At 55.7% G+C, this 26,304-nt stretch carries 30 protein-coding genes; 19 read left to right on the top strand and 11 right to left on the bottom strand.

The features are described from left to right. The first annotated feature begins 98 nt into the window (after positions 1 to 98). The 5 genes from potG to rlmC all read left to right on the top strand — a co-directional run bounded on the left by potG (position 99) and on the right by rlmC (position 4,744). A complete protein-coding gene (gene potG, locus FU672_RS07085; RefSeq protein WP_024907855.1) occupies positions 99 to 1,232 on the top strand; it encodes a putrescine ABC transporter ATP-binding subunit PotG in 1,134 nt (377 codons plus the stop codon). Positions 1,233 to 1,241: 9 nt separating this feature from the next. After that, positions 1,242 to 2,195 (top strand): putrescine ABC transporter permease PotH, encoded by a 954-nt coding sequence (gene potH, locus FU672_RS07080; RefSeq protein WP_148242709.1) that lies wholly within the window; start codon positions 1,242 to 1,244, stop codon positions 2,193 to 2,195. Further along, positions 2,192 to 3,037 carry a putrescine ABC transporter permease PotI gene (potI, locus tag FU672_RS07075; protein WP_023310934.1) on the top strand — a complete coding sequence of 282 codons (846 nt, stop codon included), beginning with the start codon at positions 2,192 to 2,194 and terminating at the stop codon, positions 3,035 to 3,037. Before potH ends, potI begins: the two co-directional genes overlap by 4 nt. Positions 3,038 to 3,102: 65 nt before the next feature. Next, positions 3,103 to 3,576, top strand: coding sequence for a YbjO family protein (locus FU672_RS07070; RefSeq protein WP_148242708.1), 474 nt, complete (start codon positions 3,103 to 3,105; stop codon positions 3,574 to 3,576). A 40-nt stretch (positions 3,577 to 3,616) separates the two neighbouring features. After that, positions 3,617 to 4,744 (top strand): 23S rRNA (uracil(747)-C(5))-methyltransferase RlmC, encoded by a 1,128-nt coding sequence (gene rlmC, locus FU672_RS07065; RefSeq protein WP_148242707.1) that lies wholly within the window; start codon positions 3,617 to 3,619, stop codon positions 4,742 to 4,744. A gap of 40 nt (positions 4,745 to 4,784) precedes the next feature. Here the strand turns inward: rlmC and FU672_RS07060 are convergent, their stop codons facing one another. From FU672_RS07060 to FU672_RS07050, 3 genes are read right to left on the bottom strand one after another with little or no spacing between them, the layout of a single operon-like run. Then, the gene (locus FU672_RS07060; protein ID WP_023335068.1) at positions 4,785 to 5,030 is read right to left on the bottom strand and encodes a pentapeptide MXKDX repeat protein; all 246 of its coding nucleotides are present in this window, start codon (positions 5,028 to 5,030) and stop codon (positions 4,785 to 4,787) included. A gap of 28 nt (positions 5,031 to 5,058) precedes the next feature. After that, positions 5,059 to 5,829: a molybdopterin-dependent oxidoreductase gene (locus FU672_RS07055; RefSeq protein WP_148242706.1), complete on the bottom strand. Its 771-nt coding sequence runs from the start codon at positions 5,827 to 5,829 to the stop codon at positions 5,059 to 5,061. Between the two features lie 9 nt (positions 5,830 to 5,838). Then, a complete protein-coding gene (locus FU672_RS07050; RefSeq protein WP_148242705.1) occupies positions 5,839 to 6,435 on the bottom strand; it encodes a cytochrome b/b6 domain-containing protein in 597 nt (198 codons plus the stop codon). Positions 6,436 to 6,579: 144 nt separating this feature from the next. Between FU672_RS07050 and FU672_RS07045 the strand changes: the two genes are divergently transcribed. Both FU672_RS07045 and FU672_RS07040 read left to right on the top strand, forming a co-directional pair. Beyond that, positions 6,580 to 7,302, top strand: coding sequence for a winged helix-turn-helix domain-containing protein (locus tag FU672_RS07045; RefSeq protein WP_148242704.1), 723 nt, complete (start codon positions 6,580 to 6,582; stop codon positions 7,300 to 7,302). Continuing rightward, positions 7,299 to 8,771: a sensor histidine kinase gene (locus FU672_RS07040; protein WP_148242703.1), complete on the top strand. Its 1,473-nt coding sequence runs from the start codon at positions 7,299 to 7,301 to the stop codon at positions 8,769 to 8,771. Before FU672_RS07045 ends, FU672_RS07040 begins: the two co-directional genes overlap by 4 nt. 81 nt (positions 8,772 to 8,852) lie before the next feature. On the opposite strand, the gene artJ is transcribed toward FU672_RS07040, so the two are convergent. The 6 genes from artJ to FU672_RS07010 form a co-directional block, all read right to left on the bottom strand. Then, a complete protein-coding gene (artJ, locus tag FU672_RS07035; RefSeq protein ID WP_148242702.1) occupies positions 8,853 to 9,584 on the bottom strand; it encodes an arginine ABC transporter substrate-binding protein ArtJ in 732 nt (243 codons plus the stop codon). A gap of 172 nt (positions 9,585 to 9,756) precedes the next feature. Next, on the bottom strand, positions 9,757 to 10,425 hold the full coding sequence (gene artM / locus FU672_RS07030) for an arginine ABC transporter permease ArtM (RefSeq protein ID WP_148242701.1): 669 nt from the start codon (positions 10,423 to 10,425) through the stop codon (positions 9,757 to 9,759). After that, a complete protein-coding gene (gene artQ, locus FU672_RS07025) occupies positions 10,425 to 11,141 on the bottom strand; it encodes an arginine ABC transporter permease ArtQ (protein WP_148242700.1) in 717 nt (238 codons plus the stop codon). Before artQ ends, artM begins: the two co-directional genes overlap by 1 nt. A gap of 6 nt (positions 11,142 to 11,147) precedes the next feature. Further along, positions 11,148 to 11,879, bottom strand: a complete 732-nt coding sequence (gene artI, locus FU672_RS07020) for an arginine ABC transporter substrate-binding protein ArtI (RefSeq protein WP_008500032.1) — start codon at positions 11,877 to 11,879, stop codon at positions 11,148 to 11,150. Positions 11,880 to 11,898: 19 nt separating this feature from the next. Beyond that, positions 11,899 to 12,627 (bottom strand): arginine ABC transporter ATP-binding protein ArtP, encoded by a 729-nt coding sequence (gene artP, locus FU672_RS07015; protein WP_148242699.1) that lies wholly within the window; start codon positions 12,625 to 12,627, stop codon positions 11,899 to 11,901. A 226-nt stretch (positions 12,628 to 12,853) separates the two neighbouring features. Then, positions 12,854 to 13,372 (bottom strand): lipoprotein, encoded by a 519-nt coding sequence (locus tag FU672_RS07010; RefSeq protein WP_063144468.1) that lies wholly within the window; start codon positions 13,370 to 13,372, stop codon positions 12,854 to 12,856. Between the two features lie 97 nt (positions 13,373 to 13,469). Here FU672_RS07010 and FU672_RS07005 point away from each other — a divergent pair, with 97 nt between their 5' ends. From FU672_RS07005 to FU672_RS06995, 3 genes are all read left to right on the top strand, one after another. Continuing rightward, positions 13,470 to 13,793, top strand: a complete 324-nt coding sequence (locus FU672_RS07005; RefSeq protein WP_023310944.1) for a heavy metal-binding domain-containing protein — start codon at positions 13,470 to 13,472, stop codon at positions 13,791 to 13,793. Further along, a complete protein-coding gene (locus FU672_RS07000) occupies positions 13,790 to 14,620 on the top strand; it encodes an N-acetylmuramoyl-L-alanine amidase (RefSeq protein WP_148242698.1) in 831 nt (276 codons plus the stop codon). The genes FU672_RS07005 and FU672_RS07000 overlap by 4 nt, the downstream gene beginning before the upstream one ends. Before the next feature lie 271 nt (positions 14,621 to 14,891). Further along, positions 14,892 to 15,515 carry a helix-turn-helix domain-containing protein gene (locus tag FU672_RS06995; RefSeq protein WP_148242697.1) on the top strand — a complete coding sequence of 208 codons (624 nt, stop codon included), beginning with the start codon at positions 14,892 to 14,894 and terminating at the stop codon, positions 15,513 to 15,515. Here the strand turns inward: FU672_RS06995 and FU672_RS06990 are convergent, their stop codons facing one another. Together FU672_RS06990 and FU672_RS06985 are read right to left on the bottom strand one after the other, a co-directional pair. Then, positions 15,516 to 16,151, bottom strand: coding sequence for a type II secretion system protein GspB, cryptic system variant (locus FU672_RS06990; RefSeq protein WP_148242696.1), 636 nt, complete (start codon positions 16,149 to 16,151; stop codon positions 15,516 to 15,518). Next, a complete protein-coding gene (locus tag FU672_RS06985; RefSeq protein WP_148242695.1) occupies positions 16,151 to 17,716 on the bottom strand; it encodes an ExeA family protein in 1,566 nt (521 codons plus the stop codon). Before FU672_RS06985 ends, FU672_RS06990 begins: the two co-directional genes overlap by 1 nt. Positions 17,717 to 18,016: 300 nt before the next feature. Between FU672_RS06985 and gspC the strand changes: the two genes are divergently transcribed. From gspC to gspK, 9 genes are read left to right on the top strand one after another with little or no spacing between them, the layout of a single operon-like run. Continuing rightward, positions 18,017 to 18,748 (top strand): type II secretion system protein GspC, encoded by a 732-nt coding sequence (gspC, locus tag FU672_RS06980; protein WP_148242694.1) that lies wholly within the window; start codon positions 18,017 to 18,019, stop codon positions 18,746 to 18,748. A gap of 13 nt (positions 18,749 to 18,761) precedes the next feature. Then, positions 18,762 to 20,681, top strand: coding sequence for a type II secretion system secretin GspD (gspD, locus tag FU672_RS06975; RefSeq protein ID WP_148242693.1), 1,920 nt, complete (start codon positions 18,762 to 18,764; stop codon positions 20,679 to 20,681). Between the two features lie 15 nt (positions 20,682 to 20,696). Continuing rightward, positions 20,697 to 22,175 (top strand): type II secretion system ATPase GspE, encoded by a 1,479-nt coding sequence (gene gspE / locus FU672_RS06970; RefSeq protein WP_148242692.1) that lies wholly within the window; start codon positions 20,697 to 20,699, stop codon positions 22,173 to 22,175. Further along, the gene (gene gspF / locus FU672_RS06965; protein ID WP_148242691.1) at positions 22,175 to 23,383 is read left to right on the top strand and encodes a type II secretion system inner membrane protein GspF; all 1,209 of its coding nucleotides are present in this window, start codon (positions 22,175 to 22,177) and stop codon (positions 23,381 to 23,383) included. The genes gspE and gspF overlap by 1 nt, the downstream gene beginning before the upstream one ends. A 3-nt stretch (positions 23,384 to 23,386) precedes the next feature. After that, a complete protein-coding gene (gene gspG, locus FU672_RS06960; protein WP_014169334.1) occupies positions 23,387 to 23,836 on the top strand; it encodes a type II secretion system major pseudopilin GspG in 450 nt (149 codons plus the stop codon). Further along, positions 23,836 to 24,321, top strand: a complete 486-nt coding sequence (gene gspH / locus FU672_RS06955) for a type II secretion system minor pseudopilin GspH (protein ID WP_148242690.1) — start codon at positions 23,836 to 23,838, stop codon at positions 24,319 to 24,321. The genes gspG and gspH overlap by 1 nt, the downstream gene beginning before the upstream one ends. Next, complete coding sequence (gene gspI / locus FU672_RS06950) at positions 24,314 to 24,694, top strand: type II secretion system minor pseudopilin GspI (protein WP_148242689.1); 381 nt, start codon at positions 24,314 to 24,316, stop codon at positions 24,692 to 24,694. Before gspH ends, gspI begins: the two co-directional genes overlap by 8 nt. Next, positions 24,691 to 25,293: a type II secretion system minor pseudopilin GspJ gene (gspJ, locus tag FU672_RS06945; RefSeq protein ID WP_148242688.1), complete on the top strand. Its 603-nt coding sequence runs from the start codon at positions 24,691 to 24,693 to the stop codon at positions 25,291 to 25,293. Before gspI ends, gspJ begins: the two co-directional genes overlap by 4 nt. Beyond that, the gene (gspK, locus tag FU672_RS06940) at positions 25,290 to 26,300 is read left to right on the top strand and encodes a type II secretion system minor pseudopilin GspK (protein WP_148242687.1); all 1,011 of its coding nucleotides are present in this window, start codon (positions 25,290 to 25,292) and stop codon (positions 26,298 to 26,300) included. Before gspJ ends, gspK begins: the two co-directional genes overlap by 4 nt. Positions 26,301 to 26,304 lie beyond the last annotated feature (4 nt).

Raw genomic sequence — 26,304 nt, 5'->3', positions numbered from 1 at the left:
CCCTTTGTCGTAGGCCGGGCACGCGAAGCACCCCCGGCAACAGGCGCACCGTTCTGGTGCGCCTGCACCATGATTTGATTTCTGCCGGAGAACACCCCGTGAATGACGCGATCCCCCGCCCGCAGGCGAAAGTCCGTAAAGCGCTCACCCCGCTTCTTGAAATTCGTAACCTCACCAAATCTTTCGATGGCCAGCATGCCGTGGACGACGTCAGCCTGACTATCTATAAAGGCGAAATTTTTGCCCTTCTGGGGGCTTCTGGCTGCGGTAAATCGACCCTGCTGCGTATGCTGGCCGGTTTTGAACAGCCCACTGCCGGGCAAATCATGCTCGATGGCGTGGATCTCTCCAGCGTGCCGCCGTATCAGCGCCCGATTAACATGATGTTCCAGTCCTACGCGCTGTTCCCGCACATGACGGTGGAGCAGAACATCGCCTTTGGCCTGAAACAGGACAAACTGCCGAAGGCTGAAATTACCGCGCGCGTCGCCGAGATGCTGAGCCTGGTGCACATGCAGGAGTTTGCGAAGCGCAAACCGCACCAGCTCTCCGGCGGCCAGCGCCAGCGCGTGGCCCTGGCCCGCAGTCTGGCAAAACGCCCGAAATTATTGCTGCTTGATGAGCCGATGGGTGCCCTGGATAAAAAACTGCGCGACCGTATGCAGCTCGAAGTGGTGGATATCCTCGAGCGCGTGGGGGTGACTTGCGTGATGGTGACCCACGACCAGGAAGAAGCGATGACCATGGCCGGACGTATCGCGATCATGAACCGCGGGAAGTTCGTGCAGATTGGCGAGCCGGAAGAGATTTATGAGCATCCGACCACCCGCTACAGCGCGGAGTTCATTGGCTCGGTTAACGTTTTCGAAGGGCTGCTGAAAGATCGTCAGGAGGATGGCCTGGTCATCGAATCGCCGGGGCTGCAGCATCCGCTTAAGGTCGATCCTGATAACTCGGTGGTGGATAACGTGCCGGTCTACGTCGCGCTGCGTCCGGAAAAGATCATGCTCTGTGAGGATCCGCCTGCCGATGGCTATAACTTTGCCGTGGGCGAAGTGGTGCACATTGCCTATCTGGGCGATCTGTCCATCTATCACGTGCGCCTGAAAAGCGGACAGATGCTCAGCGCGCAGCTACAGAACGAACATCGCTACCGCAAAGGACAGCCGACCTGGGGTGACGAAGTGCGCCTGTGCTGGGATGCTGACAGTTGCGTCGTGCTGACGGTATAAGGAGCGATCATGAGCACACTTGAACCTCCAGCCCGCGTAGACAAACCGGGCAGCTTTGCCCACTGGCTGACGCGCCTTAAGATAAACCACGGCCGCAAGCTGGTGATCGCCATGCCATACGTGTGGCTGATCCTGCTGTTCCTGCTGCCGTTCCTGATTGTTTTCAAGATAAGCCTGGCGGAAATGGCGCGGGCGATCCCGCCTTATACCAACCTGCTGGACTGGGCCGACGGGCAGCTGACGCTGACGCTTAATCTCGGCAACTTCCTGCAGCTGACGGACGACCCGCTCTATTTCGAAGCGTATCTGCAGTCGCTGCAGGTGGCGGCGATTTCGACGCTCTGCTGTCTGGTGATGGGCTACCCGCTGGCGTGGGCGGTGGCGCACAGTAAGCCGTCGACGCGTAACATCCTGTTGCTGCTGGTGATCCTGCCGTCGTGGACCTCGTTCCTGATCCGCGTTTACGCCTGGATGGGGATCCTGAAAAACAACGGCGTGCTGAATAACGTCCTGATGTGGCTCGGGGTTATCGATCAACCGCTGACGATCCTGCACACCAACCTCGCGGTCTATATCGGCATTGTGTACGCCTATCTGCCGTTTATGGTGCTGCCGATCTACACGGCGCTGACGCGTATTGATTACTCGCTGGTGGAAGCGTCGCTCGATCTCGGCGCCCGCCCGTTAAAAACCTTCTTTAGCGTCATTGTCCCGCTGACCAAAGGCGGCATTATCGCCGGGTCGATGCTGGTCTTTATCCCGGCGGTAGGGGAGTTTGTGATCCCGGAACTGCTCGGCGGGCCAGACAGCATCATGATTGGTCGTGTGCTGTGGCAGGAGTTCTTTAATAACCGCGACTGGCCGGTGGCCTCTGCGGTGGCGATTGTCATGTTACTGCTGCTGATCGTGCCGATCATGTGGTTCCACAAGCATCAGCAGAAACAGATGGGAGACCACGGATGAACAACTTACCGGTAGTGCGCTCCCCGTGGCGAATAGCGATCCTGGTGATCGGCTTTACCTTCCTGTATGCGCCGATGCTGATGCTGGTGATCTACTCGTTCAACAGCTCCAAACTGGTGACGGTCTGGGCGGGCTGGTCGACGCGCTGGTACAGCGAGCTGTTCCATGATGATGCGATGATGAGCGCGGTGGGGCTGAGCCTGACCATTGCTGCCCTGGCAGCGACAATGGCGTCTGTGCTGGGCACGATCGCTGCGCTGGTGATGGTACGCTTCGGGCGTTTTCGCGGTTCGAACGGGTTCGCCTTTATGATCACCGCGCCGCTGGTCATGCCGGACGTGATCACCGGTCTCGCGCTGCTGCTGCTGTTCGTGGCCCTGGCGCATGCCATCGGCTGGCCGGCGGATCGCGGTATGCTCACCATCTGGCTGGCGCACGTCACCTTCTGTACGGCCTACGTGGCGGTGGTGATCTCCTCGCGCCTGCGCGAGCTGGACCGCTCCATTGAAGAGGCGGCGATGGATCTTGGCGCGACGCCGCTGAAGGTCTTTTTCATCATCACCCTGCCGATGATTATGCCGGCGGTGATCTCCGGCTGGCTGCTGGCGTTTACGCTGTCGCTGGACGATCTGGTTATCGCCAGCTTTGTCTCCGGACCGGGCGCGACGACGCTGCCGATGCTGGTCTTCTCCAGCGTGCGCATGGGGGTCAACCCGGAGATCAACGCCCTGGCCTCTATCATCCTCGGCGTGGTCGGAATTGTCGGATTTATCGCCTGGTATTTGATGGCGCGCGCGGAAAAACAGCGCGTGCGCGATATCCAGCGTGCAAGACGCGGCTGAAGGATTTAAAATTTCCAGTGATGTGCCGCGTATGACGCGGCACTGTTTTTCAGGGAAGTAAAACATTGGGATTATTAAAGAAATCACGTATTACGCACGCGCGTCCTAACGTACCTGCACTGGTTCAGGTGGCGGCGCTCGCCATTATTATGATCCGCTGCCTGGATGTGCTGATGATTCTGAACACCCTTGGCGTGCGCGGCATCGGTGAATTTATTCACCGCAGCGTGCAGACGTGGAATCTGACGCTGGTCTTTTTGAGCAGTCTGGTGCTGGTGTTTATCGAGATCTACTGCGCGTTTTCGCTGGTCAAAGGGCGCAACTGGGCGCGCTGGGTCTATCTGCTGACGCAAATTACCGCCGCCGGCTATCTGTGGGCCGCCTCGCTGGGATACGGCTACCCGGAGCTGTTCAGCATTGCCGGTGAATCCAAACGCGAAATCCTGCGCGCGCTGTTTATGCAAAAACTGCCGGACATGCTGGTGCTGTTCCTGCTTTTTATCCCCGCCTCCAGCCGTCGGTTCTTCCGCCTGCAATAATGTGTATAATCGCAGCCCTCTTTATTCTTAAGGTTTTCATATGCAGTGCGCACTCTATGACGCCGGACGCTGCCGCTCCTGTCAGTGGATAGAACAGCCGGTCTCTCAACAACTCACCGCCAAAATGGCCGACCTGCAACAGCTGCTGGCAGCACATGCGGTGGGCGAGTGGTGCGCACCCGTCAGCGGCCCTGAGCAGGGGTTTCGTAATAAAGCCAAAATGGTGGTCAGCGGCAGCGTTGAAAAACCGCTGCTGGGGATGCTGCACCGCGACGGCACGCCGGAAGATTTAACCGACTGTCCGCTGTATCCCGCGTCGTTTGAGCCCGTCTTTGCCGCACTGAAACCGTTTATTGCGCGTGCAGGGTTAACGCCTTATAACGTCGCTCGCAAGCGCGGCGAGCTGAAATACCTTTTGCTGACGGAAAGCCAGATCGACGGGGGCATGATGCTGCGCGTCGTGCTGCGTTCGGAAACCAAGCTGGAGCAGCTGCGCACGGCGCTGCCGTGGCTGCAGGCGCAGCTTCCGCAGCTGAAGGTCATTACGGCGAATATTCAGCCGGTGCATATGGCGATCATGGAAGGGGAGAAAGAGATTTTCTTCACCGAACAGCACGCGCTGGCCGAAAACTTCAACGGCGTGCCGCTGTGGATCCGCCCGCAAAGCTTCTTCCAGACTAACCCGACCGTGGCAAGCAGCCTGTATGCCACCGCCCGCGACTGGGTCCGTGCGTTAAACATCCATCATATGTGGGATCTCTTCTGCGGCGTGGGCGGCTTTGGCCTGCACTGCGCCACGCCAGAGATGCAGCTCACCGGAATTGAGATTTCTGCCGAAGCGATTGCCTGCGCGAAACAGTCCGCCGCTGAGCTGGGTTTGACCAATCTGCACTTCCAGGCGCTTGACTCCACGCAGTTTGCGACCGGGCAGGGAAACGTGCCGGAGCTGGTGCTGGTCAACCCGCCGCGCCGCGGCATCGGGAATGCGCTGTGCGACTACCTGAGCCAGATGGCACCGGAGTACATCGTCTATTCCAGCTGTAACGCACAGAGCATGGCAAAGGATATCGCCAGCCTGCCGGGCTACCGCATTGAACGCGTGCAGCTTTTCGATATGTTCCCGCATACCGCGCATTATGAAGTGTTGACGCTGCTCGTTAAACAATAAGCAAAGCAGCCGGAGGACGGGCCTCCGGCTGCGATCGGGCCTACTGGCTCATGGCGTCTTTTTTACCCATCTCATCCTTTTTCATGTTATCCATTTTGCCCATTTTGTCTTTCCCCATGTGATCCTTCTTCATGGCGTCTTTGCACATGTTGTCCTTACACATTTTATCGTGTGGCCTGGACATGTTGTCTTTCGCCATCGTCTCTTTGCTCATGGAATCTGCCGCCTGCACATTTGCCATAAACAGAGCAGAAAGCATGGTTGCCGCAATGATCATCTTTTTCATGGTATTCCTCGTCGTTTACGTTGTTGTATTAACTGCCACCAAACCAGTTGTAACCCTGGTCTTCCCAGTAACCGCCAGGGAAGCGATTGGTGATTTCAATGACCTGAATATGTTTCGGATTTTTGTATCCCAGCTTGGTCGGAATACGGAGTTTCATGGGGTAACCATACTCAGGAGGAAGGATTTGGTTATCCCAGGTCAGGGCGAGCAGCGTTTGCGGGTGTAGCGCGGTCGCCATATCAATGCTGGTGTAGTAATCATCTGCGCAGCGGAAGCTGATGTATTTGGCGCGGGTGTCGGCACCGATCACCTGCAGAAAATGGTGGAAGGGGATACCGCCCCAGCGGCCTATGGCGCTCCACCCTTCGACGCAAATATGGCGCGTGATCTGGTTTACCTGCTGCATGCGATACAACTCAGGCAGGGACCAGCTGCGGGTGTCTCGCACCAGGCCACGAATGGCGAGTTGATAATCCCGGCCGTCGATCTGCGGAATTTGGTCGCGATCGTAAAACGCGTTAAACGGGAAAGGTCGGGTGATGTCGCTTTCGGCATATTCAGGTGCCAGATGACGGTCGCTAAACAGGAAGCCCTGGACACGATCGTTAAAGCGCGACATTCGTAAAAGTGCGGTTTCAACACTGGCATTGTCGCTCAGGTCACACCCCGTAAGCAGCATAATCCCGCCTAACGTCAGCCCCTGTTTAAGAAAGTTACGTCGCTGTGCGTTTACGGATTTTTCGGCGTCCTTCACCAGATATTCCGCGTCGCGGGAAGAGAGAAAGGTAGGCTTTTTCATGAGATACCCTTAGCGACCGCGCAGCATGGCCAGTAATGTTTTAGGCACAAGCAGCACCATAAGAAGGTGGATCACGACAAACGCGACAATGAAGGACATGCAAAAGAAGTGGATGTAACGTGCGGTGTCATAGCCTCCCAACAGTTCACGTAAAAGCGGAAACTGAACGGATTTCCAGATAACCAGCCCGGAAAGCACAAGCATTACCCCAGTTAATATGGCCAGTAAGTAGGCCAGTTTTTGAACCATGTTGTAGTGGCTGAGATCGGCATGCTGCAGTTTTCCCCGCAGGGCCAGCGCTATATCCTTGAGCAACCCCTTAACAGATATAGGAAAAAAGGTGCGTGCAAAGCGACCGGTGACAATACCTAACGTGCAGTAGATCAGGCCGTTAATACCTAAAACCCACATCATGGCGAAGTGCCACTGCAGCGCGCCGCCCAGCCAGCCTCCCAGCGTGAGGGAAGACGGAAAAGAGAATGGAAACAGCGGCGAGGCGTTATAAATTCGCCATCCGCTGAATACCATGCCAGCCATGGCGAGGGCATTAATCCAGTGACACACCCTGACCCAAAGGGGATGAATAACAGCTGTTGGCAGAGACATGGTGACCTCGTTATCCCATTGCGTGGTCAAATCCTAAGATAAATTTGGTCACCACATCCTCACGGAAGTTTAAATAAAATGTGATAACTCCGGCGGGCGTTATTAGGTAAGCTCATCTGTAATGAAACGGCGTGGACGTGGGTCATGAGTAACGCAAAGAAAATATTGCTGGTGGAGGACGATTGCGATATCGCCGCCTTCCTGAGCCTGAACTTAAAAGATGAAGGTTTTGAGATTGTGCACGAAGCCGATGGCGAACGTGCGCTGCTTCAACTGGAAAAACAGCAATGGGATGCAGTCATTCTCGATCTGATGCTGCCTGGCGTGGACGGGCTGGAGATCTGTCGCCGTATCCGCCAGATGACCCGCTATCTGCCTGTCATTATCATTAGCGCACGCACCAGCGAGACGCACCGGGTACTGGGGCTCGAGATGGGGGCTGACGATTATCTCCCTAAACCGTTCTCCGTTCTGGAGCTGATTGCTCGCGTCAAGGCGCTCTTTCGACGTCAGGAAGCGATGGGACAAAATCTTCGTCTGGAGGCGGGCATTATTCGCTGTCACGGCATGGAGATTGACCCACTGGCACGAGAGGTTCGCCTGCGGGGGGAAACCATCGACTTAACCCCGCGTGAGTTTGATTTGCTCTACTGGTTTGCCCGTCATCCGGGCGAGGTATTCTCCCGTTTATCGTTGCTGGATCATGTCTGGGGCTATCAGCATGAAGGGTACGAGCACACGGTAAATACGCACATTAACCGTCTGCGCGTCAAAATTGAAAAAGATGCTGCAGAGCCAGATATCATCCTGACTGTGTGGGGGAAAGGGTACAAATTTGCCGTCGAAAAAGCGGAGCCCCACGCATGATAAGCCACTTAACGTTAAGCCAGCGTCTGTCACTTCTTTTTAGCGCCACGCTTGTTGTATGCATGTTCGTGGCATGTGGCGTACAGCTTTATAGCAGTAAGCAGTATGGTGATGCCATGGTGCAGCGTCTGTCTGCGGGGCTGGCGCAGCAGATAGTAAACAGTGAACCGCTTCTGGATAACCAGGGTAAAGCAAACACTGAGAATCTCAAATCGCTGTTTGATCGCCTGATGACGCTTAATCCCAGCGTTGAACTCTACGTGGTGTCGCCTCAGGGACATATTGTGGCAGACGCGGCGCCGGTCGGACACATGAAGCGTCAAACGATCGATCTTACCCCGTTAAACAACTATTTATCCGGGGCCGCTTTTCCTGTGTATGGTGATGATCCAAGAAGTCTGGATCAACGTAAGGTGTTCAGCGTTGCGCCGATCCTCCTTAACGGCAATCTGCATTCCTACTTGTATATTATTCTCCAGGGCGAAAACCTCAATGCACTGGCGAACACCGCGTGGCACAAGACCTTGACCGACGCTATCGTAGGATCGCTGTTACTGGCATTAATCTTTGGCGCGTTGGCCTGGTGGTTAGTCAAAAAATGGGTTACCCGTCCAGTGGAACAGTTAACCAGCGAGGTAAATGACCTTGAGCAGGACAGCATAAGCGCCATAAAAAGTCTGGCCGCCCGGCCGGTCAATCTGGCACCTGAAAACGAAGTTGAACTGCTTCGTAATACGTTTATCGAGTTGTCGCGCAAGATTGCTTCACAATGGGATCAACTGGCTGACAGCGACCGCCAGCGCAGGGAGTTTATCGCCAATATCTCTCACGATCTTCGTACGCCGCTGACTTCACTGCTAGGGTATCTCGAAACCTTATCGCTTAAGTCCGCCACGTTGAGTGCAGAAGAGCAGAAGCAGTATCTGGCTATCGCGCTGCGTCAGGGGCAGAAAGTGCGCCATCTCTCTCAACAGCTGTTTGAGCTGGCGCGCCTTGAGCATGGGGGAATTAAACCGCAGCGCGAGCGTTTTGCAATGGCTGAGTTGATTTCAGATGTGGCACAGAAATTTGAACTGACCACACAGACAAGGCAGTTGCGAATACATATAGACGTCCCTGGCCCGCTGCCACTGGTGTATGCCGATGTGTCGATGATTGAGCGGGTGGTCACGAATTTGCTGGATAATGCCGTTCGTCATACTCCGGCAGGAGGAGAGATTTTGCTTAAGGTCTGGCAGGAGAATGGGCTTCTTCAGGTTGAGGTGGCGGACAGTGGCTCAGGCATAGAGCGTGCATTGCGTGACGATCTGTTTCAGCGTCCTTCTGCGTTAAACCCGCAGGCATCGCGGGAGAATCGCGGCGGGTTAGGGTTGTTAATCGTAAAACGGATGCTGGAGCTGCACGGTGGTGGGATCAGGCTGATGGAGTCGGTGAGCGGGGCACGGTTCAGGTTCTTTGTGCCACTGTGAGAAATTGCCGGGTGGCGGCTTTCGCCTTACCCGGCCTACAGACTACCACCCCCGCAGGCCGAGCCACCCGGCAAAAAAATTTTACTGCGGGAACCACTGCTCGCTGATTTTCTGATACGTACCGTCGGCTTTAATCGCTTTCAGCGCGCCGTTCAGTTTTTCCAGCAGGGCCTTGTTATCCGGACGTACCGCGATGCCGAGACCTGTACCGAAGTACTGTGGATCGGTCACTTTCTCGGTTGCCATACCCAGCTGCGGATTGGTTTTCAGCCATTCGTTCACCACGGCGGTATCGCCGAATACACCGTCGATGCGGCCATTTTTCAGGTCGATAATCGCGTTCTGGTAGCTGTCATAGGCCACGGTTTTCACTTCAGGATGCTTGTCCTGGAGGTATTTCTGGTGCGTGGTGCCGTTTTCCATCCCGATGCGTTTGCCTTTCAGCTGATCGAAAGAGGTATAAGCGCCTTTCTTCGCAATCACTACCGCCGAGTTGGCGTAGTACGGGTCGGTGAACGCGACCTGTTTGCTGCGCTCAGGCGTGATATCCATCCCGGAGATCACCGCATCGTATTTTTTGAATTTCAGCGACGGGATCAGGCTGTCGAAGGCATGGTTGGTAAAGGTGCAGTCGGCCTGCATTTGTTTGCACAACGCTTTTGCCAGGTCAATGTCGAAACCGACGATCTGGTTGCTGGCATCCAGCGATTCAAACGGCGGATAGGTGGCGGACACGCCAAAATTGATTTTATCAGCAGCGGATGCGCCAGCGGCGAAGGTTGCGAGTAATGCGGCCAGAACTAACTTTTTCATTGTAATACTCCCGTCTGTCTTATTTATGCGCCGTGTCTGCGGCATGGATGTACAATGTCATTTAATGAATTTATATGCAATAAAAATGATTAAATATTGTTTGGTGATAAAAAAAAGCGGATAACCCATCAGGTTACCCGCTCCATAAATACCGTTTTATGCACTCGCGTAGTTAATTTCTGCGCTCAAACGCCAGCGCTTTACGCTCGATCAGGCGCATCATCAGCGTCAACAGACCGTTAACCACCAGGTAGACCACACCTGCCGCGCCGAACACCATCACGTCATAGGTGCGCCCATACAGCAGCTGTCCGTGACCCATTACTTCCATCAGGGTGATGGTGTAGGCCAGAGATGTACTCTTGAATACCAGCACCACTTCGTTGGAGTAAGAGGAGAGCGCGCGCTTAAAGGCGTATGGCAGCAGGATCGCCAGCGTGTCTTTCTTGCTCATGCCCAGCGCTCCGCAGGACTGCCATTGTCCTTCAGGAATGGCGCGGATCGCCCCGTAGAATAGCTGGGTGGTATAGGCCGCACTGTTCAGCGAAAGGGCAATCAGGGCACACAGCCACGGCTCAGAGAGCAGATGCCAGATAACCGGATACTCCTGCAGCGACGGGAACTGGCCCGGGCCGTAGTAAATCAGGAAGATCTGCACCAGCAGCGGCGTACCGGTAAACAGAGTGATGTAACCGCGCACAATCCACACCAGCACCGGCGTTTTCAGCGTCAGGACGATGGTGAAGATAAGGGCCAGGATCAGCGCCACGATAATGGACGCCACGGTCAGCGTCAGGCTGGTGTGCAGCCCTTTCATCAACTCGGGGAAATATTCAAGCATCAGCCTGGTCTCCGTTCAAAGCGCGTCGCACGCAGGTCAATACGCTTGAGGATGTACTGACTGAGCAACGTGATCACCAGGTAGATAGCCGCTGCCACAATGTACCAGGTAAAGGGCTCCTGGGTACGGGTGGCGATGCTTTTGGTTTGCAGCATCAAATCGTTAACGCTGATCAGGCTCACCAGCGCGGTATCTTTCAGCAGTACCAGCCACTGGTTGCCGAGGCCCGGCAGGGCATGGCGCCACATCTGCGGCATGACCAGACGGAAGAAGATCGCTGATTTCGACAGGCCTAACGCCTGACCCGACTCCCATTGACCCTGCGGCACGGCCTTCAGCGCCCCGCGCAGGGTTTGCGACGCGTACGCGGAGTAAAGCAGGGAGAGGGCAATCACGCCGCACAGGAACGGGCTGACGTCGAAGTTTTCAATCTGCATCTGCACCGGGATCTGCGCAAAACCGAGATTGAGGGTGAAACCGTCAGACAGCGTGAGCAGCAGCTGTGAGGAACCGAAATAGATAAACAGGACCACCAGAATTTCCGGTAGTCCACGCAGCACGGTAACCAGCGCGGAGCCTGTCCAGGCGACGGGGAACCATTTCGCGGATTCCCACACCGCAAAGAGCATCGCCAGCACGAGGCCGATAATCAGTGCGCAAACGGCAAGGCCGACGGTCATCCCGGCGGCGCTTGCTAAAGGAAAAATTTCATTCATCAGGAATTACTTCTGGAACCATTTTTTGTAGATGGTTTCGTAGGTGCCGTCTTTCTTCACTTTTTCCAGCGCAGCGTTGAATTTCTGCTGCAGCTCAGTGTTGCCCTGACGAACGGCAATCCCCAGACCAGTACCGAAGTAATCCTTATCGGTCACTTTGTCGCCCACTGGCGCCAGTTTATCGTTGGCTTTCAGCCACTCGGTCACGACCGCGGTATCACCAAATACGCCATCGATACGGCCATTTTGCAGATCCAGCTTCGCGTTCTGGTAGCTGTCATACGGAACGGTGGTGATTTCCGGATGTTTATCCATGATGAATTTCTGGTGCGTGGTGCCGTTCTGCACGCCGACTTTTTTGCCTTTCAGCTGGTCGACAGAGGTGAATTTCCCTTTCTGACCAATGAACAGGGCGGAGTTGTCGTAGTAAGGGGTGGTGAACAGCACCTGCTTTTCACGCTCCGGGGTGATGTCCATACCGGCCATCACGGCGTCGATACGGCGGAACTTCAGGCTAGGGATCAGGCTGTCGAACGCCTGGTTGCTGAAGGTACAGGTCGCGTCGATCTCTTTACACAGGGCGTTAGCCAGGTCCACGTCGAAGCCAACAATTTTGTTGTTTGCATCAATGGACTCAAACGGAGGGTAAGAGGCTTCCGTGGCGAAACGAATGGTCTGGGCTGCGGTAGCAGAAAGGGTAACGCCAGCAAGCAGCACGGCAAGTAATACTTTTTTCATTATATTTCCCCTGACACAATCAATGAGATAAATAGTTTTTGAAGGCATCGGTTTGCGGGTTCGCGAAGCAGCTCGCATCACCTTGCTCAACGATATAACCGTTTTCCATGTAGACCACACGGCTGGCGGTTTTACGCGCCACTTCCACTTCGTGGGTGACGATAACCTGCGTAATATTGGTTTCCGCCAGCTCGCGAATGATGCTGACGATCTGGGCGGTGATTTCCGGGTCCAGCGCCGCGGTTGGTTCATCAAACAGCAGTACCGCAGGCTCCATCATCAGTGCGCGGGCAATGGCTACGCGCTGCTGCTGACCACCGGAAAGGTGCAGCGGATAGCGGTCGCTGTAAGGCTTAAGACGCAGACGATCCAGCAGCTTTTCGGCACGGGCGATCGCCTGCTCCTTGCTTAACCCCAGCACCCGGCACGGCGCTTCAATCAGGTTTTGCAGGACGGTCAGATGCGGCCAGAGATTGTATTGCTGGAAGACCATGCCGACGTTTTGACGCAGTTCGCGAATCGCTTTATCAGACGGCGTTTTCGCGAAATCAAAATGGTTACCGGCAATCGCCAGCGTACCTGAACGGGGCATTTCAAGCAGATTAAGGACACGCAGAAGGGAGCTTTTGCCTGCACCGCTTGGGCCAAGCAAAACCAGCGTTTCGCCTTCCGGGCAGTTCAGCGTGATGTCAAACAGCGCCTGGTGTGCGCCGTAGAAGCAGTTAATGCCGTTTAGTTTAATACTCATCGGGGCAGTCTTTACTCATCCAGGCAATCTATAGCAATTGAGGCCGCAGATAGTACCGTTGACAGAATAGTTATGCAATATTTCTGCGTTAAAAGTTAAATATAACCCGTATTTCCTCTTAAACATAGCACAAAATAGCGAACGGTAAGGTCGGCGAGTATAAATGTCGGCATTCCGCATGAAATGCCGCACATTTTACGGGGGTTACCAGGTTGTATCGGCGGGTTTAGCGATTCTCAATCGACTGGCGAAGCGTGCCTGCCGGGGCATGAACGCTACCGCCAACGTAGCGCACGTCGTCTACCGCCCAGCACTGTCCTTCACGGATCATCAGCACTTCATCCTGCCAGGTTTGGGTTCCCTGCGTCAGCTTCACGCGCAGTGGAATATTACGGGCATCCGTGTTCGGGATGGTGGACGCGCTGGCCACTTCGGCGCTGTCCGGCAGCGTGGCGCGGCTGGAGAACGGATCGGATTTCAGCAGGGCGTTATGCTGCGGATCGCGGGTGGCGTCGTTAAGCAGTTTTGCCAGACCGTCGCTCAGATACGGGCGCAGGCCGGTGAGATCGTTGCTGCGGTGCTGAATGCGATAATCATAGAACTGCTGCGCCACGGTGTCCGGGCCGCCCTCGATGCAGGGGCCGCTGCGGGTACCGATATCCTTAAAGGCTGGCGTGACCGTGGTGGTACAGGCGCTGAGCACCAGCGCGCAGGGCACGAAAAGTGTTAAAGCAGAATAGCGCATGTTGATTTCCTTATTTATTAACTATCCTTTCAATCATAGCGTAACGAACCGATAATGCTGTGCCTAAGGCATTGAACGCTAAAGAAGGAGAGAAACCATGCAGTTTTCAACAACGCCAACCCTGGAAGGGCAGACAATAACTGAGTATTGCGGTGTGGTCACCGGCGAAGCGATTCTCGGCGCTAATATCTTCCGTGACTTTTTTGCCGGTATCCGCGATATCGTTGGCGGCCGCTCGGGCGCATACGAAAAAGAGCTGCGCAAAGCGCGTGAGATCGCCTTTAAAGAGCTTGGCGAGCAGGCTGAAGCCCTCGGCGCTGATGCGGTCGTGGGGATTGATATCGACTACGAAACGGTCGGGAAAGATGCCAGCATGCTGATGGTGAGCGTAAGCGGTACGGCGGTGAAAACCCTCCGATGAGGCGTTCGTTTGCAACACTCCTGCTGGCGCTGCTGCTGGCAGGGTGTGTCACCGAAAAAGGGATTATCGATAAAGGCGCCTACGAGCTGGATACGCGTCATCAGGCGCAGGCGGCTTATCCGCGCATCAAGGTGCTGGTGATCCACTACACCGCGGATGATTTTGACAGCTCGCTGGCCACGCTGACGGATAAGAACGTCAGCTCTCACTATTTGATCCCCGCTAAACCCCCGGCACCGGACGGTAAGCCGCGCATCTGGCAGCTGGTACCCGAGAGCGAACTGGCCTGGCATGCGGGTATCAGCTTCTGGCGCGGCACCAATCGCATCAATGATACGTCTGTCGGCATTGAGCTGGAGAACCGTGGCTGGCAAAAAACGTCGGGCGTTAAGTACTTTACCCCTTTTGAGCCTGCGCAAATTGCGGCGCTGGTGCCGCTCGCCAGAGACATTATTACCCGCTACAACATCAGGCCTGAAAATGTGGTGGCTCATTCGGACATCGCTCCGCAGCGCAAAGACGACCCTGGTCCGCTGTTCCCGTGGCGACAGCTTGCTCTGCAAGGGATTGGTGCGTGGCCCGATCCGGCACGCGTCGCCTTCTATATAAACGGGCGTCCGCGCTATCAGCAGGTGGATACCGGGGCATTACTCGATCTCCTCGCGCGGTATGGCTATGAGGTACCGGTTGACAGCACCCCGGCGCAGCAAAAGCGCATCATCACGGCGTTCCAGATGCATTTTCGGCCTGACCTGTGGAACGGCGTCGCGGACGTCGAAACGATGGCCATTGCCGAAGCCCTTCTGGAGAAATACGGGCAGGGGTGATCCTTCGGACGCCCCCGAATGCCTTAGCTCATCCTGACTCCCTTCAGATTAATCTTAAGTACAAACTCAATTCATTTTTAGTTAATTGACTTAAAATTATCCGGATTTAAGATAGACACATAGCTTGCTAAGTAATGCGGCAAATAAATATATCGCACTTATTCTTTATTTTTCCTCCTTGAGAACATCATCAGGAAGATATTAGAAGGTTAAGGTTTTTTTTGCCTTAGACCTGCATTTTAAAATTTCACATCTTAAATCGGGTATAACAATGTTAAGCATCTATGCAAAAAAATTACGTCCGCAACATGAAATGGAAGCCATTATTTCTGCAACGACAGGTTTTGAAGAGAAAGCCTTAAAGAAATGGCAGAAAATATCCACGTCTGATTCACAATATATTCATATTATCGTCAGCGGTGAGGTTGAATTCCGCCGCGAATCCGACGAACTGTGTATGTTCACGGTAACAGGCCAGTGCATTTTTGGTCTCTCTTCTATGTACTACAGCGCAACCCATATGTACGGCCTCGTTCGTGCCAACACCGTGGTGCGCTCGATCAGGAAAGAAGTCTTCGCCCAACTGATGACGGACAACAATTTATGGCCTGAACTGACCAAAGTTCTCTCCTGGTACATCTGCATGCTGAGCAAACGTGACGATGTGCTGGTTGCCCGCAGTGCTTATTCAGTGGTGCGTGAATTTTTATACGAGATTAATGAACTGATTGTTCATCATCAACGTGATATTAATATTTACGATTATATTCAGGAATACACCAACCTGGCGCGCAGTACCATTATTAAAATCCTCTCCGATCTGAAAAAAGGTCAGTATATTGTTGTGGAAAAAGGTCGACTCCTTAACCTGACAACGCTGCCTGAAAAATATTAGTTACTCCAGCCGGTCGCCTTTCTGACTCAAAGGCGATCGGTTATCCACCTTATGTAGCACATTCGACTGTGAATTATCCTGCGTTTCGTCCACCGGCGGCGCGGGAATTTTGCCTTGAGAATAATCTTGCTCCTGTTCTTTTAACGCCTGCTTAAACAACTCGGTTAGTGAGGCATCGTTACTGCCTGCGCTGGCGGGTGCGACATCATGCGCTTCGGTGCCGGGTAACGTATCCCGCGACGTATCGTGTGGTTCCGCGCCGTCGGGTGCCTGCTGCCAGTCGGTATCATCGCTGTTAATCGGCAGATCCTGCATGGCAGGTACCTCGGCCTGCACAGGCGCCGGTTTCGGTTGAGGATGCGGATGCGGGAACGGCTTGCTGACATACACATAGTGCATATCGGAAAGCTGCGTTTCGGGTTTCGCGACGCGCGCTTTTTTTACCGGTTCCGGCGCAGGATGGCGCAGGCTCCAGTAAGTATGCGCGTACACGCCCGCCATCAGCATGGCGCACAGGCTCAACGTCCATAAAAAAGCGTTGCCGAAGATTTTTCTCAGGCTGGGGAGGCGGTATGAAAACCAGACCGCCTCCCCGGTAGTGTAGCTGCGCTGGGCCGCAAGACAGATGGTAGACATCAGGAATGTTTCTCCTGCTTTGTCGCGTCCGGTGTGGAACGCGAGGCCTGTATTAATACGCTCGGCGTGGAATGGGTTTCACGCATTAACTGCATCAGCGTATCTTCCCCGGGAATGCCATCCACATGCAGATGCATTTTTTGCTGGAACTCACGGGTGCGTTTCATCATCTCCGTTGTCCAGGTCTGGGCATGGGTTTCCGGCTGGTTAAGGGCCACGCTTAACTGCTGGTCAAGCCAACCCATGTCTTTCGCATCGCTGGCGGCGCTGATGGCGTCTTTACCTTCCGGCGTCAGGCGGTGCAATTGCGTATAGTTCCCGGTGGCATGTTGGTTAAACCAGCTGCGGCTTACCTGCCAGGTACGGTTGTTCATCAGCAGGTCGAGTGAGTTATTCCCGACGCGGGCGACCACAGCATAGTTGAGGTGGTTGCCGGTTTTCAGTTCACTTACCCACGGATAATCTTCCTGCGCCAGCGCGTCCGGTGAGGCGTTCCCCTGCTTACACATCAGGTTCACCTTCGCGGCGTTTTGACACAGGGCATCGTCCGCCGAGGCGTCATACCCCCACATCAGATAGAGCTGATGCATCGCATCCGGCAGATTTACCACCTCGTTGTCAATAACCGGCACCACCGGGGCCTGAACGTGTGGCGTCTGCTGTTTCCAGCTAACAGGCACCGGGAGCTGAACCGGAAGTTTTGCACCGATCGAGGAGGTGAAATACCAGCCGCAGGCGGCAAACAGCACGGACGCGAATAAACCGACGGTAGCCAGGCGCTTACCGTGTTTTTTCGCGGGCAGGATCTCGCCGGAGGCCAGCCGTAAATGACGCGGGCTGACCCGGGCTGCACGTTCGGTCCAGGCGGCGAGCATCGACAGGTGCGCCAGTTCATTCAGCTTGCTGATATTCCCCCGGGTCAGCGCATGCATCTTGCGCACGCGCGCCGGGGTGAGTGGCGCATTCTCGCACCCGTGCTCTTCACACTGCGCCTGAACGTAGCTGAGAGACTCCCGGCAGGTAAGGGGGCGCAGGGTGTGGTGGGTGTGAGCATATTCACGCAGCTCCGGTTGCTGCATCAGGACGGCGTCCTGTTCCGCAGCCCCCATCAGTACGACGGTCAGGCTAAACCCCAGCTCCTGCGCACGCGTGAGCAGCATAGCCAGCACTTCCCGACAGGTCTCTTTCATGGCCTCGGTATGGCTAATCACCAGCACTTTCGTCCTGGTTTTCCCCTCCTGCCACTGATGCAGTACGGCATCCACCGCCTGAAGCCGGTTCTTGCTCTCTTTCGTTCCCGGGTTGAGTTTGTACAGCAGGCTACTGGCACTCAGTTTTGGAAACGCGTTGATGGCAAGCGCGCCAGGATTAGCGGATTTCAGCGCATCGCTGAACTGGCCCAGCAGTGGGGCATCGTCAGCAAAGAGCCCAGTAATCCCCGCCTGTTGGGTTTTTTCTTTCAGCAGGTTGAACACGTCCTGATGATAAGGCACCAGAAAATCCCCGGATAACCGGGTTATTTTCCGAAAGGGCGGATTTTTAAAATTAAAGTGGCTCTGATACATAACGACTTACCGTCTCTGATTAGGAATAGCAACAGGACGAGAAAGTAAAGCAACGCTATAGGGTGGTCAATTTGCGCACAGGGTAAAAATATCCTGCCGGCGAGGCCTAACATCTGGATTTTATACGGTCAATATTTTTCGGTATGAAAGTTAGCGGCAAAGTCAGTGGTCGTTTTTACAGCGGGAAATTACTCTTTGCTCACATATTGGCGCAGCACGATGCTGCTTATTTTCGCTTTGTTAAAGGCCAGATGAAAAATGAGGTTCTCATTTCTGTCACGGTGGATAACACCTTGCATTATGTTTGCGCTGTTAATTTTTTGCGGCCAGCAAGGATATCTGACGTTTAAAGATTATAAAAAAGTTACGAATAAGTTGGCTAATTCCGATGCGCAGCCGCTGAAAACGCGTCGTGACGACAAGACATTCACCCTTTTCACAGCGGCGGTACGTCAGGACAACATGGCAACGGCGGTAAAAGCCCCGCTGGCAGCGGAGATCGAAGGTATCGTGCGCAGCGATGACGCCTGGCTTTCGTTCGCCGTTATCAAAACACCGGGTGGTCAGAAGAGCTACCGTGAAGGCGAGTCGCTGACCGGTTATAACGATGCCTTTATTCAGGAAATTAACAAAGACAATGTGGTGGTTAATTACGAAGGTGCTACGCAGGTACTGGCGTTAAATAAACCTGATTATTTTAAGGGCGGTGTTGACAGCGACCCGGTGACCAAATCGACGAAAGATGCAGGCGCGGAAAGCGTGCATCTGAATGATTATCTGGTGTTAAAGCCGTTAATCGAAAAGGGCCAACTGGAGGGCTACAACATTAATCCAAGGAATGCCTCCTCCTTCTACAGCGATTCAGGGCTGAAAAAGGGTGACGTGGCAGTAGAAGTCAATTCTGTCGATATGACCGATGAAGCAAAGGCAAAAAGTATTATTGCCAACTGGTCGAAAATGAAAGAAGCGGAGGTCGTCGTCAGACGTCACGCTCACCTTGAAAATATTCGGGTTAATGTTCTAAACAATTAACAAGTGTAGAGACATGAAGAAATTTCCATGGGCGTGCGTGGCGCTGACCGCATTGTCGTTATATTCGAGTTCGCTGCTTGCAGCCAACTTTAGCGCGAGCTTTAAAAATACCGATATCCGCGAGTTTATCGATACGGTAGGCCGCAATCTGAATAAAACCATTCTCGTCGACCCGTCCGTTCAGGGCACGGTGTCGGTGCGAACCTACAACGTGCTGACGGAAGATGAGTATTACCAGTTCTTTCTGAGCGTGCTGGATCTGTACGGCCTGTCGGTGATCCCGATGGATAACGGCATGGTGAAAGTGGTGCGTTCCAGCGTGGCCCGCACCGCAGGCGCGCCGCTGGCAGACAGCAAAAACCCGGGCAAAGGCGATGAGATCATCACCCGCGTCGTGCGCATGGAAAATGTGCCGGTACGTGAACTGGCGCCGCTGCTGCGCCAGCTTAACGATGCCACCGGCATCGGTAACGTGGTGCACTTCGAGCCGTCCAACGTGCTGCTGTTGACCGGTAAAGCCTCGGTGGTGAACCGCCTGGTGGATCTGGTGCAGCGCGTTGATAAAGACGGTATTCAGCGCCGCGAGATCGTACCGCTGCGCTTTGCCTCCGCCAAAGAGCTCTCAGACATGTTGAACAACCTCAACAACGAAGAGCAGAAGGGGCAGAACGCGCCGCAGCTGGCGACCAAAGTGGTGGCGGATGACGAAACCAACAGCCTGGTGATCAGCGGTTCGGAAGATGCGCGCATGCGTACCCGCTCCCTGATCCATCAGCTGGATCGCGAGCAGAACAACGAGGGGAATACCCGCGTCTTCTATCTCAAATATGCCAGCGCCACGAAGGTGGTACCGGTGCTCACCGGGATTGGGGAACAGCTGAAAGACAAGGCCGGCACGCCGAAGGCGAAAACCGCCACCGCGTCCAGCGATCTGAACATCAGCGCCGACGAGTCAACCAACTCACTGGTGATCACCGCCCAGCCAAACGTGATGAACTCTCTGGAGAAGGTGATCGACAAGCTCGACATCCGCCGTCCGCAGGTGCTGGTAGAGGCGATCATTGCTGAAGTGCAGGACGGTAACGGCCTGGATCTTGGCGTGCAGTGGAGCAGCAAGCACGGCGGGGTGCAGTTCGGCTCTACCGGCCTGCCTATCAGCCAGATTAAAAACGGCACCATGAAAGGGGCGAGCTTCACCGGCCTGGCGACCGGCTTCTTTAACGGCGATTTCGGGGCTCTGGTGACCGCGCTCTCCACCGACGGCAAAAACGATATTCTCTCCACGCCAAGCGTGGTCACGCTGGATAACAAAGAAGCGTCGTTCAACGTCGGTCAGGATGTGCCGGTTCTCTCTGGCTCTCAGACCACCAGCGGCGACAACGTCTTTAACTCCGTTGAGCGTAAGACGGTCGGTACCAAGCTGAAAATTGTGCCGCAAATCAACGACGGCGACATGATCCACCTGAAGATTGAGCAGGAAGTCTCCAGCGTTGACAACAGCGCGACGGAAGACGCCAGCCTCGGCCCAACCTTTAACACCCGCACCATCAACAACGAAGTGATGGTGCACAGCGGGCAGACGGTGGTGCTCGGCGGCCTGATGGAAAACGTCACCAAACAGTCGGTCTCCAAAGTGCCGCTGCTGGGCGATATCCCGCTGGTTGGCCAGCTGTTCCGCTACACCTCGCAGGATACGTCGAAACGCAACCTGATGGTGTTTATCCATACCACCGTTCTGCGTGATGACGACAACTACAGCGCGGCGTCGAAAGAGAAATATGACCAGATCCGTGCCCGCCAGCAGCAGCGCGTGGAAGAGAAAAAGCTCGGCATTATTGAACCCACGGATAACGCGGTCCTGCCCGCGTTTCCCGTTGACGCCAGCGCCGCACCGGTGAAAACCAGCGCCGCACGCAATCCGTTTAAACACTAAGGCGGAGGGGGCACCGTGGACGAACCGACGAAAACCCTGTGTAGCAGCAGCTACGCAAAAGATAACGGCGTTCTGTTTTACAACAACGACGTCTATATCCGTGAAGATACCCCGGCGTTTGCACTGCTGGAGGTGCGCCGGGTGCTGGGACGCGCGTTCGTTCCGGTGACCCTGACGCCGGAGGCCTTTGACGAGCTGCTGGCCAAAATCTGGCAGCAGAGCAGCGGCGTGTCGCAGCAGCTGGTGGATGACATGGACGCGGATATCGACCTGATGGCGTTAACCGAGGAGATCCCGGATAACGAGGATCTGCTCGATAACGACGAAAACTCTCCGGTGATCCGCCTGATCAACGCCATTCTCGGCGAGGCGGTGAAAGACGGCGCGTCGGATATCCATATCGAAACCTTCGAGCGCACGCTGAGCATTCGCTTTCGCGTCGACGGCGTGCTGCGCCCGGTGCTGCAGCCGGCGCGCAAGCTGGCACCGCTGCTGGTGTCGCGCATCAAGGTCATGTCAAAACTTGACATCGCCGAGAAGCGCCTGCCGCAGGATGGCCGCATCTCCCTGCGCATTGGCCGCAAGGCGATCGACGTGCGCGTATCGACCATTCCGTCCCAGTACGGCGAGCGCGTGGTCATGCGCCTGCTCGATAAAAGCAATCTGAAGCCCGACATCAACAAGCTGGGTCTGATTGATGAAGAGCTGGAGAAGCTGAAAGGGCTGATTGACCGCCCGCACGGCATTATTCTGGTCACCGGGCCCACGGGCTCCGGTAAAAGTACCACCCTGTATGCCATTCTCTCGGCGCTGAACGGTGATGAGCGCAACATCCTGACCGTGGAAGACCCGATTGAATACGAGCTGGAAGGGGTGGGGCAGACGCAGGTTAACCCGCGCGTGGACATGACCTTTGCCCGCGGGCTGCGCGCCATCCTGCGTCAGGATCCGGACGTGGTGATGATCGGGGAAATTCGTGACGGTGAAACCGCGCAAATTGCGGTGCAGGCGTCGCTCACCGGTCACCTGGTCATGTCTACGCTGCACACCAACAGCGCTGCAGGGGCGATCACCCGTCTGCGCGATATGGGGCTGGAGTCGTTTTTAATCGGTTCATCGTTGCTCGGTGTCATTGCCCAGCGTCTGGTGCGTCGGCTGTGTACGCACTGCCGGTCCACCAGTCCGCTGGACGCCAATGAAAAAGCGCTGTTCAGCTTTATGGACGCGCCGCCCAACGCGATCTACCGCGCGGTGGGGTGCGAGCACTGCCGCCAGAGCGGCTACCAGGGCCGTGCCGGTATTCATGAATTCCTGGTGGTGGACAGCACCCTACGCCGGGCCATTCATGAAGATAAGGACGAAATGTCCATCGAAACGCAGCTCTTTAAGCAGGCCTACAGCCTGCGCGAAAACGGGCTGCTGAAGGTGATTAGCGGCATCACCTCTCTGGAAGAGGTGATGCGCGTCACCGCCGAGCGCGGGGGAGATGAGTAATGGCCTTCTACGCCTGGACGGCGACGGATGTCGCGGGCAAAACCCGGCGCGGCACCCTGCAGGCCGAGGGGCAAAAGCAGGTTCGCCAGATGTTGCGCGAGCAAAAGCTGATGCCCGTCAGCATCACCGAAACCCGCGAGGCGGCGGCGTCCGGTAAAGCAAAAACCGGGGCAAAGCTCTCCACGCCGGTGCTGTCGATGTTCACCCGTCAGCTCTCCACGCTGGTCAACGCCGCGCTGCCGCTGGAAAGCGCGTTGAAAGCGATCTCGAAGCAGACGGAGGACAAAAAGCTGGCGGCGATGGTGGTGGAGATCCGCGAGAAGGTGGTGGAGGGCCACACGCTGTTTGACGCGTTTAGCCAGTTCCCGCGCACCTTCGACAAGCTCTACTGCACGCTGGTGATGGCCGGTGAAAAGACCGGCCACCTGGGCGACGTGCTGGAGAAGCTGGCGGAATACAACGAGCAGCGCCAGAAGATGAAAAGCAAGCTGACGCAGGCGATGGTTTACCCGATCACCCTGACGGTGGTGGCCATTGCGGTGATCGGCATTCTGCTGGTGGCGGTGGTGCCGCAGGTGATTGAGCAGTTCACCCACATGAAGCAGCAGCTGCCGATCACCACCCGCACGCTAATTGCGGTGAGCGATTTCCTGCAGGCGTACGGCATCTATATTGTCGGTCTCCTGGCCGGTGGGTTTGTCGGTTTTAAAACCTGGCTCAGGAATGCCAAAAACCGTTTTCGCTGGAACCGCTGGCTGGTGAACGGCTCGCCGATTAAAAAGCTGGTGTGCGCCATCAACAGCGCCCGCTATATCCGTACCCTGAGCATCCTGCAGGCCAGTAGCGTGCCGCTGCTGGAGGGGATGTATATCGCCATGGACGGTATCGAAAACCTCTACGCCCGGCAGGTGCTGGAGCAGGCCGCCGATACCGTGCGCCAGGGGGCATCGCTTTATGCGGCGCTGGAGCAGGCGAAGTTATTCCCGCCGACCATGCTGTACATGATTGCCTCCGGCGAAGAGAGCGGGGAATTAGGCAATTTAATGGACCGCGCGGCGGAAAACCAGGAATCGGCACTGCAGCATCGAATTACCTTAACGCTGTCGGTATTTGAACCGGCGCTGGTGGTCTCCATGGCGACGATTGTTTTATTCATCGTGCTGTCAATATTACAACCGCTTCTGCAACTTAATAATATGGTAGGTTAAATCATGGCTATAAAAAGAAAACACCTGGCTCGCCAGGCGGGCTTCACGCTGCTCGAATTAATGGTGGTGATCGTTATTCTCGGCGTTTTAGCGAGTATGGTGGTGCCAAACTTAATGGGCAATAAAGAAAAAGCGGATACGCAAAAAGCGACCAGCGATATTGTCGCGCTCGAAGGTTCGCTGGATATGTACAAGCTGGATAACCACCGCTACCCGACCACCGAGCAGGGTTTGCAGGCGCTGGTGACCAAACCTGAAATCGCACCTATCCCTAATGGCTACCGCGCCGATGGCTATATCCGCCGCCTGCCGCAGGATCCGTGGGGTGGAGATTATATCCTGGTGAGCCCGGGCGAACACGGCGCGGTTGACGTCTTCTCTGCTGGTCCGGACGGTGAAGCCAATACCGCCGATGATATTACGAACTGGTCTCTGGATAAGAAAGAGAAATAATGAAACATCAACGCGGCTTTACGTTGCTGGAAATTATTCTGGCGCTGGTGATATTTGCTAGCTGCGCCATGATGGTGGTGTCAACAATACCTTCGCGCAGCGGCGCAGACATATTTGGCCAGCAATTAAAAGCCCTCGTTGATTATGGTTCAGACCGTGCGGTGATGGACGGAAATATTGTGGGGCTGGTGATGACCACGGATAACTATCAGCTGGTGACGCTCGACGATAAAAACGGCGAGCGCCGCTGGGTACCGTTATCCGCGGGCCGTATTACTACCAAAGGCGATTTCCCTGAGGAGATGCACGTTTCGCTCTCGCCGCAGCGCCTGGCTGCGACGGTCGCCTCCGAACCGCAGGTGCTCTTCTTACCGGATGGTGAAATCAGCCGCTTCACCCTGACGCTGCAAAGCTATGACAAACAGCACCATTTCCGCGTGGTGTCGCAAGGCGCGGCCCCGGTATCGGTAGAAAACGATGGCTAACGGCAAGAACAAGCAAACGGGAATGACGCTGCTGGAGGTGATGGTCGCGCTGGTCATCTTCTCCACCGCCGCGCTGGTGCTGATGAACTCGGTCTCCCTGAACGTGCGTTTTACCCACGGGCTGGCCGACACCCTGCAGGCGAGCTGGGTGGCTGAGAATCAGCTGGCGGAGGCGCAGCTCACGAAAGTCGACTTCCCTGACGCCGAAGTGCGGGGGACGGAAATCATGGGCGGACGTAGCTGGAACTGGCGCAAGCAGCGGGTCAAAACTGCCGACAACGGCTGGGCTAACGCCATCCGCGTGTATGCGGAAAGTGACGACAGCCAGCCGGTTATCGCGTTGCAGATCGCTCCGCCGGGAGAGAGCAAGTGAAGAGAACCCGACGCCAGCGTGGTTTTACCCTGCTGGAGATCATGATTGCGCTGACCATCTTTGCGGTGATCGGCACCCTGGCCTGGCAAATTCTGGACGGGGCGATGTGCACCAGTTCGGCCACCGATGCCAGCGCGGCGAAGCTCAATCAGCTCCAGCGGGCCTGGAACCTGATGGAGCGCGATTTCTACCAGCTGCAGGCGCGCGCGCCGCGCAACGAGCCGGAGCGGTTCCGTCAGGTGGACGATGCGCTTGAGCTGACCACGCTGAACGGCGTAAGCGGAACGGTCCAGCTGGAGCGCGTGCGCTGGCGGCTGGAAGCGGGGCGATTGTATCGCGACGTCTGGCCGGTGATTGACGGCCCGGCGGACGCCAGACCCGATGAAGTGCCGATTGTCAGCGAGGTGAAATCCCTGCAGTGGCGTTTTTACCATCAAGGCTGGCAGAAAAGCTGGAGCGACCCGGCTCACCTGCCGGACGGCGTAGAGCTGACGCTGACCATGGAAAATGGCGATACCTGGCGCTGGGTGTTTACGACCCCGGGCGATCTGCCTGAAGTGGCCGCACCACCACCACCGCCACCGGAAGCAAAATCATGAATGCATTACGCAAACAGAAAGGCGTGGCGCTGCTGGTGGTGCTGATCCTGCTGGTGATGATGTCGGCCCTGGCCGCCAAAATCAGCCAGCAGTTCTGCCGCAACCTGCAAAAAACGCATTACCAGGTGAGCCAGCAGCAGCTGCGCTGGGCGATGCAGGCGCAGGAAAAGGTAGTGAAAGACCGGCTGCAGACCGACGCCAGCGGGGAAAGCAAAGCGCTCGCACCCGAGGGTGACTGGCATCAGCCGCTGGAAACCCGGGGTGAAGACTACACGGTGGTCAGCCAGGTGGAAGACGCCCAGGACTGCTTTAACGTCAACAACCTGCTGGCGGCCGAAAAAATGGCGCAGGGACAAAATGCCCCGGCGGTGCCGGAAAAGCCCCGCAGAGAGCAGATTGTTGAACAGCTTCTGACGGAGAGCGGCCTGAGCCAGACCAACGCGGAAGAGGTTTATGACCAGTTGGTGGACTATCTCGATGGCGACACGACGACGGCCAAAGAAGGCGCAGAGACCGATGCCTGGGCTGGCGTGGTGCCCGCTCGTCAACCGGCAAACCAGATGATGCGCACGGTAGCTGAGATCAAGCTGCTGCCCGCGTTCCCGGCTGCCGCTTACCCGAAGGTGAGCAAGCTGCTGTGCGCGCTGCCGGACTCCGCCAGCAAGGTGGATGTGAATACCCTGAAACCGGAGCAGGCCGCCTTACTGGCCGCCCTGTTCCCGGGAAAACTCAATGAAGATGATGCCGTTCGCCTGATTGAATCGCGTCCTGAAACCGGCTGGGAAAATATGGAAACCTTCAGCAAAGCGCTGGAGCAGGCCTTCCCGCAGTTGAAAGACGACCTCCCGCAGGTGGCCGACTATCTCTCCATTAATAGCCGGTATTTCCGCGTCAATTATACCGGCAATACCGATGAATTAACGCTTCGCGTGGTGAGCCAGCTTCAGGTGAATAACGAAGCCGGTGAGATCGTGACGTGGCAACGTCGTTACCGAATGATTGAATAAGAAA

The organism is Enterobacter asburiae (assembly GCF_008080435.1).
GTDB lineage: Bacteria > Pseudomonadota > Gammaproteobacteria > Enterobacterales > Enterobacteriaceae > Enterobacter > Enterobacter asburiae_C.
The sequence above is the reverse complement of the archived record's forward strand: the minus strand, read 5'-3'. Positions and strand labels throughout refer to the sequence as shown.

Excerpts from the sequence above, each read along its gene's own strand:
- FU672_RS07060 (WP_023335068.1), bottom strand. The coding sequence starts at position 5,030 with ATGAAAAAGATGATCATTGCGGCAACCATGCTTTCTGCTCTGTTTATG.
- FU672_RS07000 (WP_148242698.1), top strand. The coding sequence starts at position 13,790 with ATGAGGCGTTCGTTTGCAACACTCCTGCTGGCGCTGCTGCTGGCAGGG.
- gspH (WP_148242690.1), top strand. The coding sequence starts at position 23,836 with ATGAAACATCAACGCGGCTTTACGTTGCTGGAAATTATTCTGGCGCTG.
- FU672_RS07055 (WP_148242706.1), bottom strand. The coding sequence starts at position 5,829 with ATGAAAAAGCCTACCTTTCTCTCTTCCCGCGACGCGGAATATCTGGTG.
- FU672_RS07005 (WP_023310944.1), top strand. The coding sequence starts at position 13,470 with ATGCAGTTTTCAACAACGCCAACCCTGGAAGGGCAGACAATAACTGAG.
- artP (WP_148242699.1), bottom strand. The coding sequence starts at position 12,627 with ATGAGTATTAAACTAAACGGCATTAACTGCTTCTACGGCGCACACCAG.
- FU672_RS06995 (WP_148242697.1), top strand. The coding sequence starts at position 14,892 with ATGTTAAGCATCTATGCAAAAAAATTACGTCCGCAACATGAAATGGAA.
- gspC (WP_148242694.1), top strand. The coding sequence starts at position 18,017 with ATGTTTGCGCTGTTAATTTTTTGCGGCCAGCAAGGATATCTGACGTTT.
- FU672_RS06985 (WP_148242695.1), bottom strand. The coding sequence starts at position 17,716 with ATGTATCAGAGCCACTTTAATTTTAAAAATCCGCCCTTTCGGAAAATA.
- gspD (WP_148242693.1), top strand. The coding sequence starts at position 18,762 with ATGAAGAAATTTCCATGGGCGTGCGTGGCGCTGACCGCATTGTCGTTA.
- FU672_RS07010 (WP_063144468.1), bottom strand. The coding sequence starts at position 13,372 with ATGCGCTATTCTGCTTTAACACTTTTCGTGCCCTGCGCGCTGGTGCTC.
- artI (WP_008500032.1), bottom strand. The coding sequence starts at position 11,879 with ATGAAAAAAGTATTACTTGCCGTGCTGCTTGCTGGCGTTACCCTTTCT.
- rlmC (WP_148242707.1), top strand. The coding sequence starts at position 3,617 with ATGCAGTGCGCACTCTATGACGCCGGACGCTGCCGCTCCTGTCAGTGG.
- gspK (WP_148242687.1), top strand. The coding sequence starts at position 25,290 with ATGAATGCATTACGCAAACAGAAAGGCGTGGCGCTGCTGGTGGTGCTG.
- FU672_RS07040 (WP_148242703.1), top strand. The coding sequence starts at position 7,299 with ATGATAAGCCACTTAACGTTAAGCCAGCGTCTGTCACTTCTTTTTAGC.
- FU672_RS06990 (WP_148242696.1), bottom strand. The coding sequence starts at position 16,151 with ATGTCTACCATCTGTCTTGCGGCCCAGCGCAGCTACACTACCGGGGAG.
- FU672_RS07050 (WP_148242705.1), bottom strand. The coding sequence starts at position 6,435 with ATGTCTCTGCCAACAGCTGTTATTCATCCCCTTTGGGTCAGGGTGTGT.
- artQ (WP_148242700.1), bottom strand. The coding sequence starts at position 11,141 with ATGAATGAAATTTTTCCTTTAGCAAGCGCCGCCGGGATGACCGTCGGC.
- artJ (WP_148242702.1), bottom strand. The coding sequence starts at position 9,584 with ATGAAAAAGTTAGTTCTGGCCGCATTACTCGCAACCTTCGCCGCTGGC.
- FU672_RS07045 (WP_148242704.1), top strand. The coding sequence starts at position 6,580 with ATGAGTAACGCAAAGAAAATATTGCTGGTGGAGGACGATTGCGATATC.
- gspF (WP_148242691.1), top strand. The coding sequence starts at position 22,175 with ATGGCCTTCTACGCCTGGACGGCGACGGATGTCGCGGGCAAAACCCGG.
- artM (WP_148242701.1), bottom strand. The coding sequence starts at position 10,425 with ATGCTTGAATATTTCCCCGAGTTGATGAAAGGGCTGCACACCAGCCTG.
- potI (WP_023310934.1), top strand. The coding sequence starts at position 2,192 with ATGAACAACTTACCGGTAGTGCGCTCCCCGTGGCGAATAGCGATCCTG.
- gspG (WP_014169334.1), top strand. The coding sequence starts at position 23,387 with ATGGCTATAAAAAGAAAACACCTGGCTCGCCAGGCGGGCTTCACGCTG.
- gspI (WP_148242689.1), top strand. The coding sequence starts at position 24,314 with ATGGCTAACGGCAAGAACAAGCAAACGGGAATGACGCTGCTGGAGGTG.
- potH (WP_148242709.1), top strand. The coding sequence starts at position 1,242 with ATGAGCACACTTGAACCTCCAGCCCGCGTAGACAAACCGGGCAGCTTT.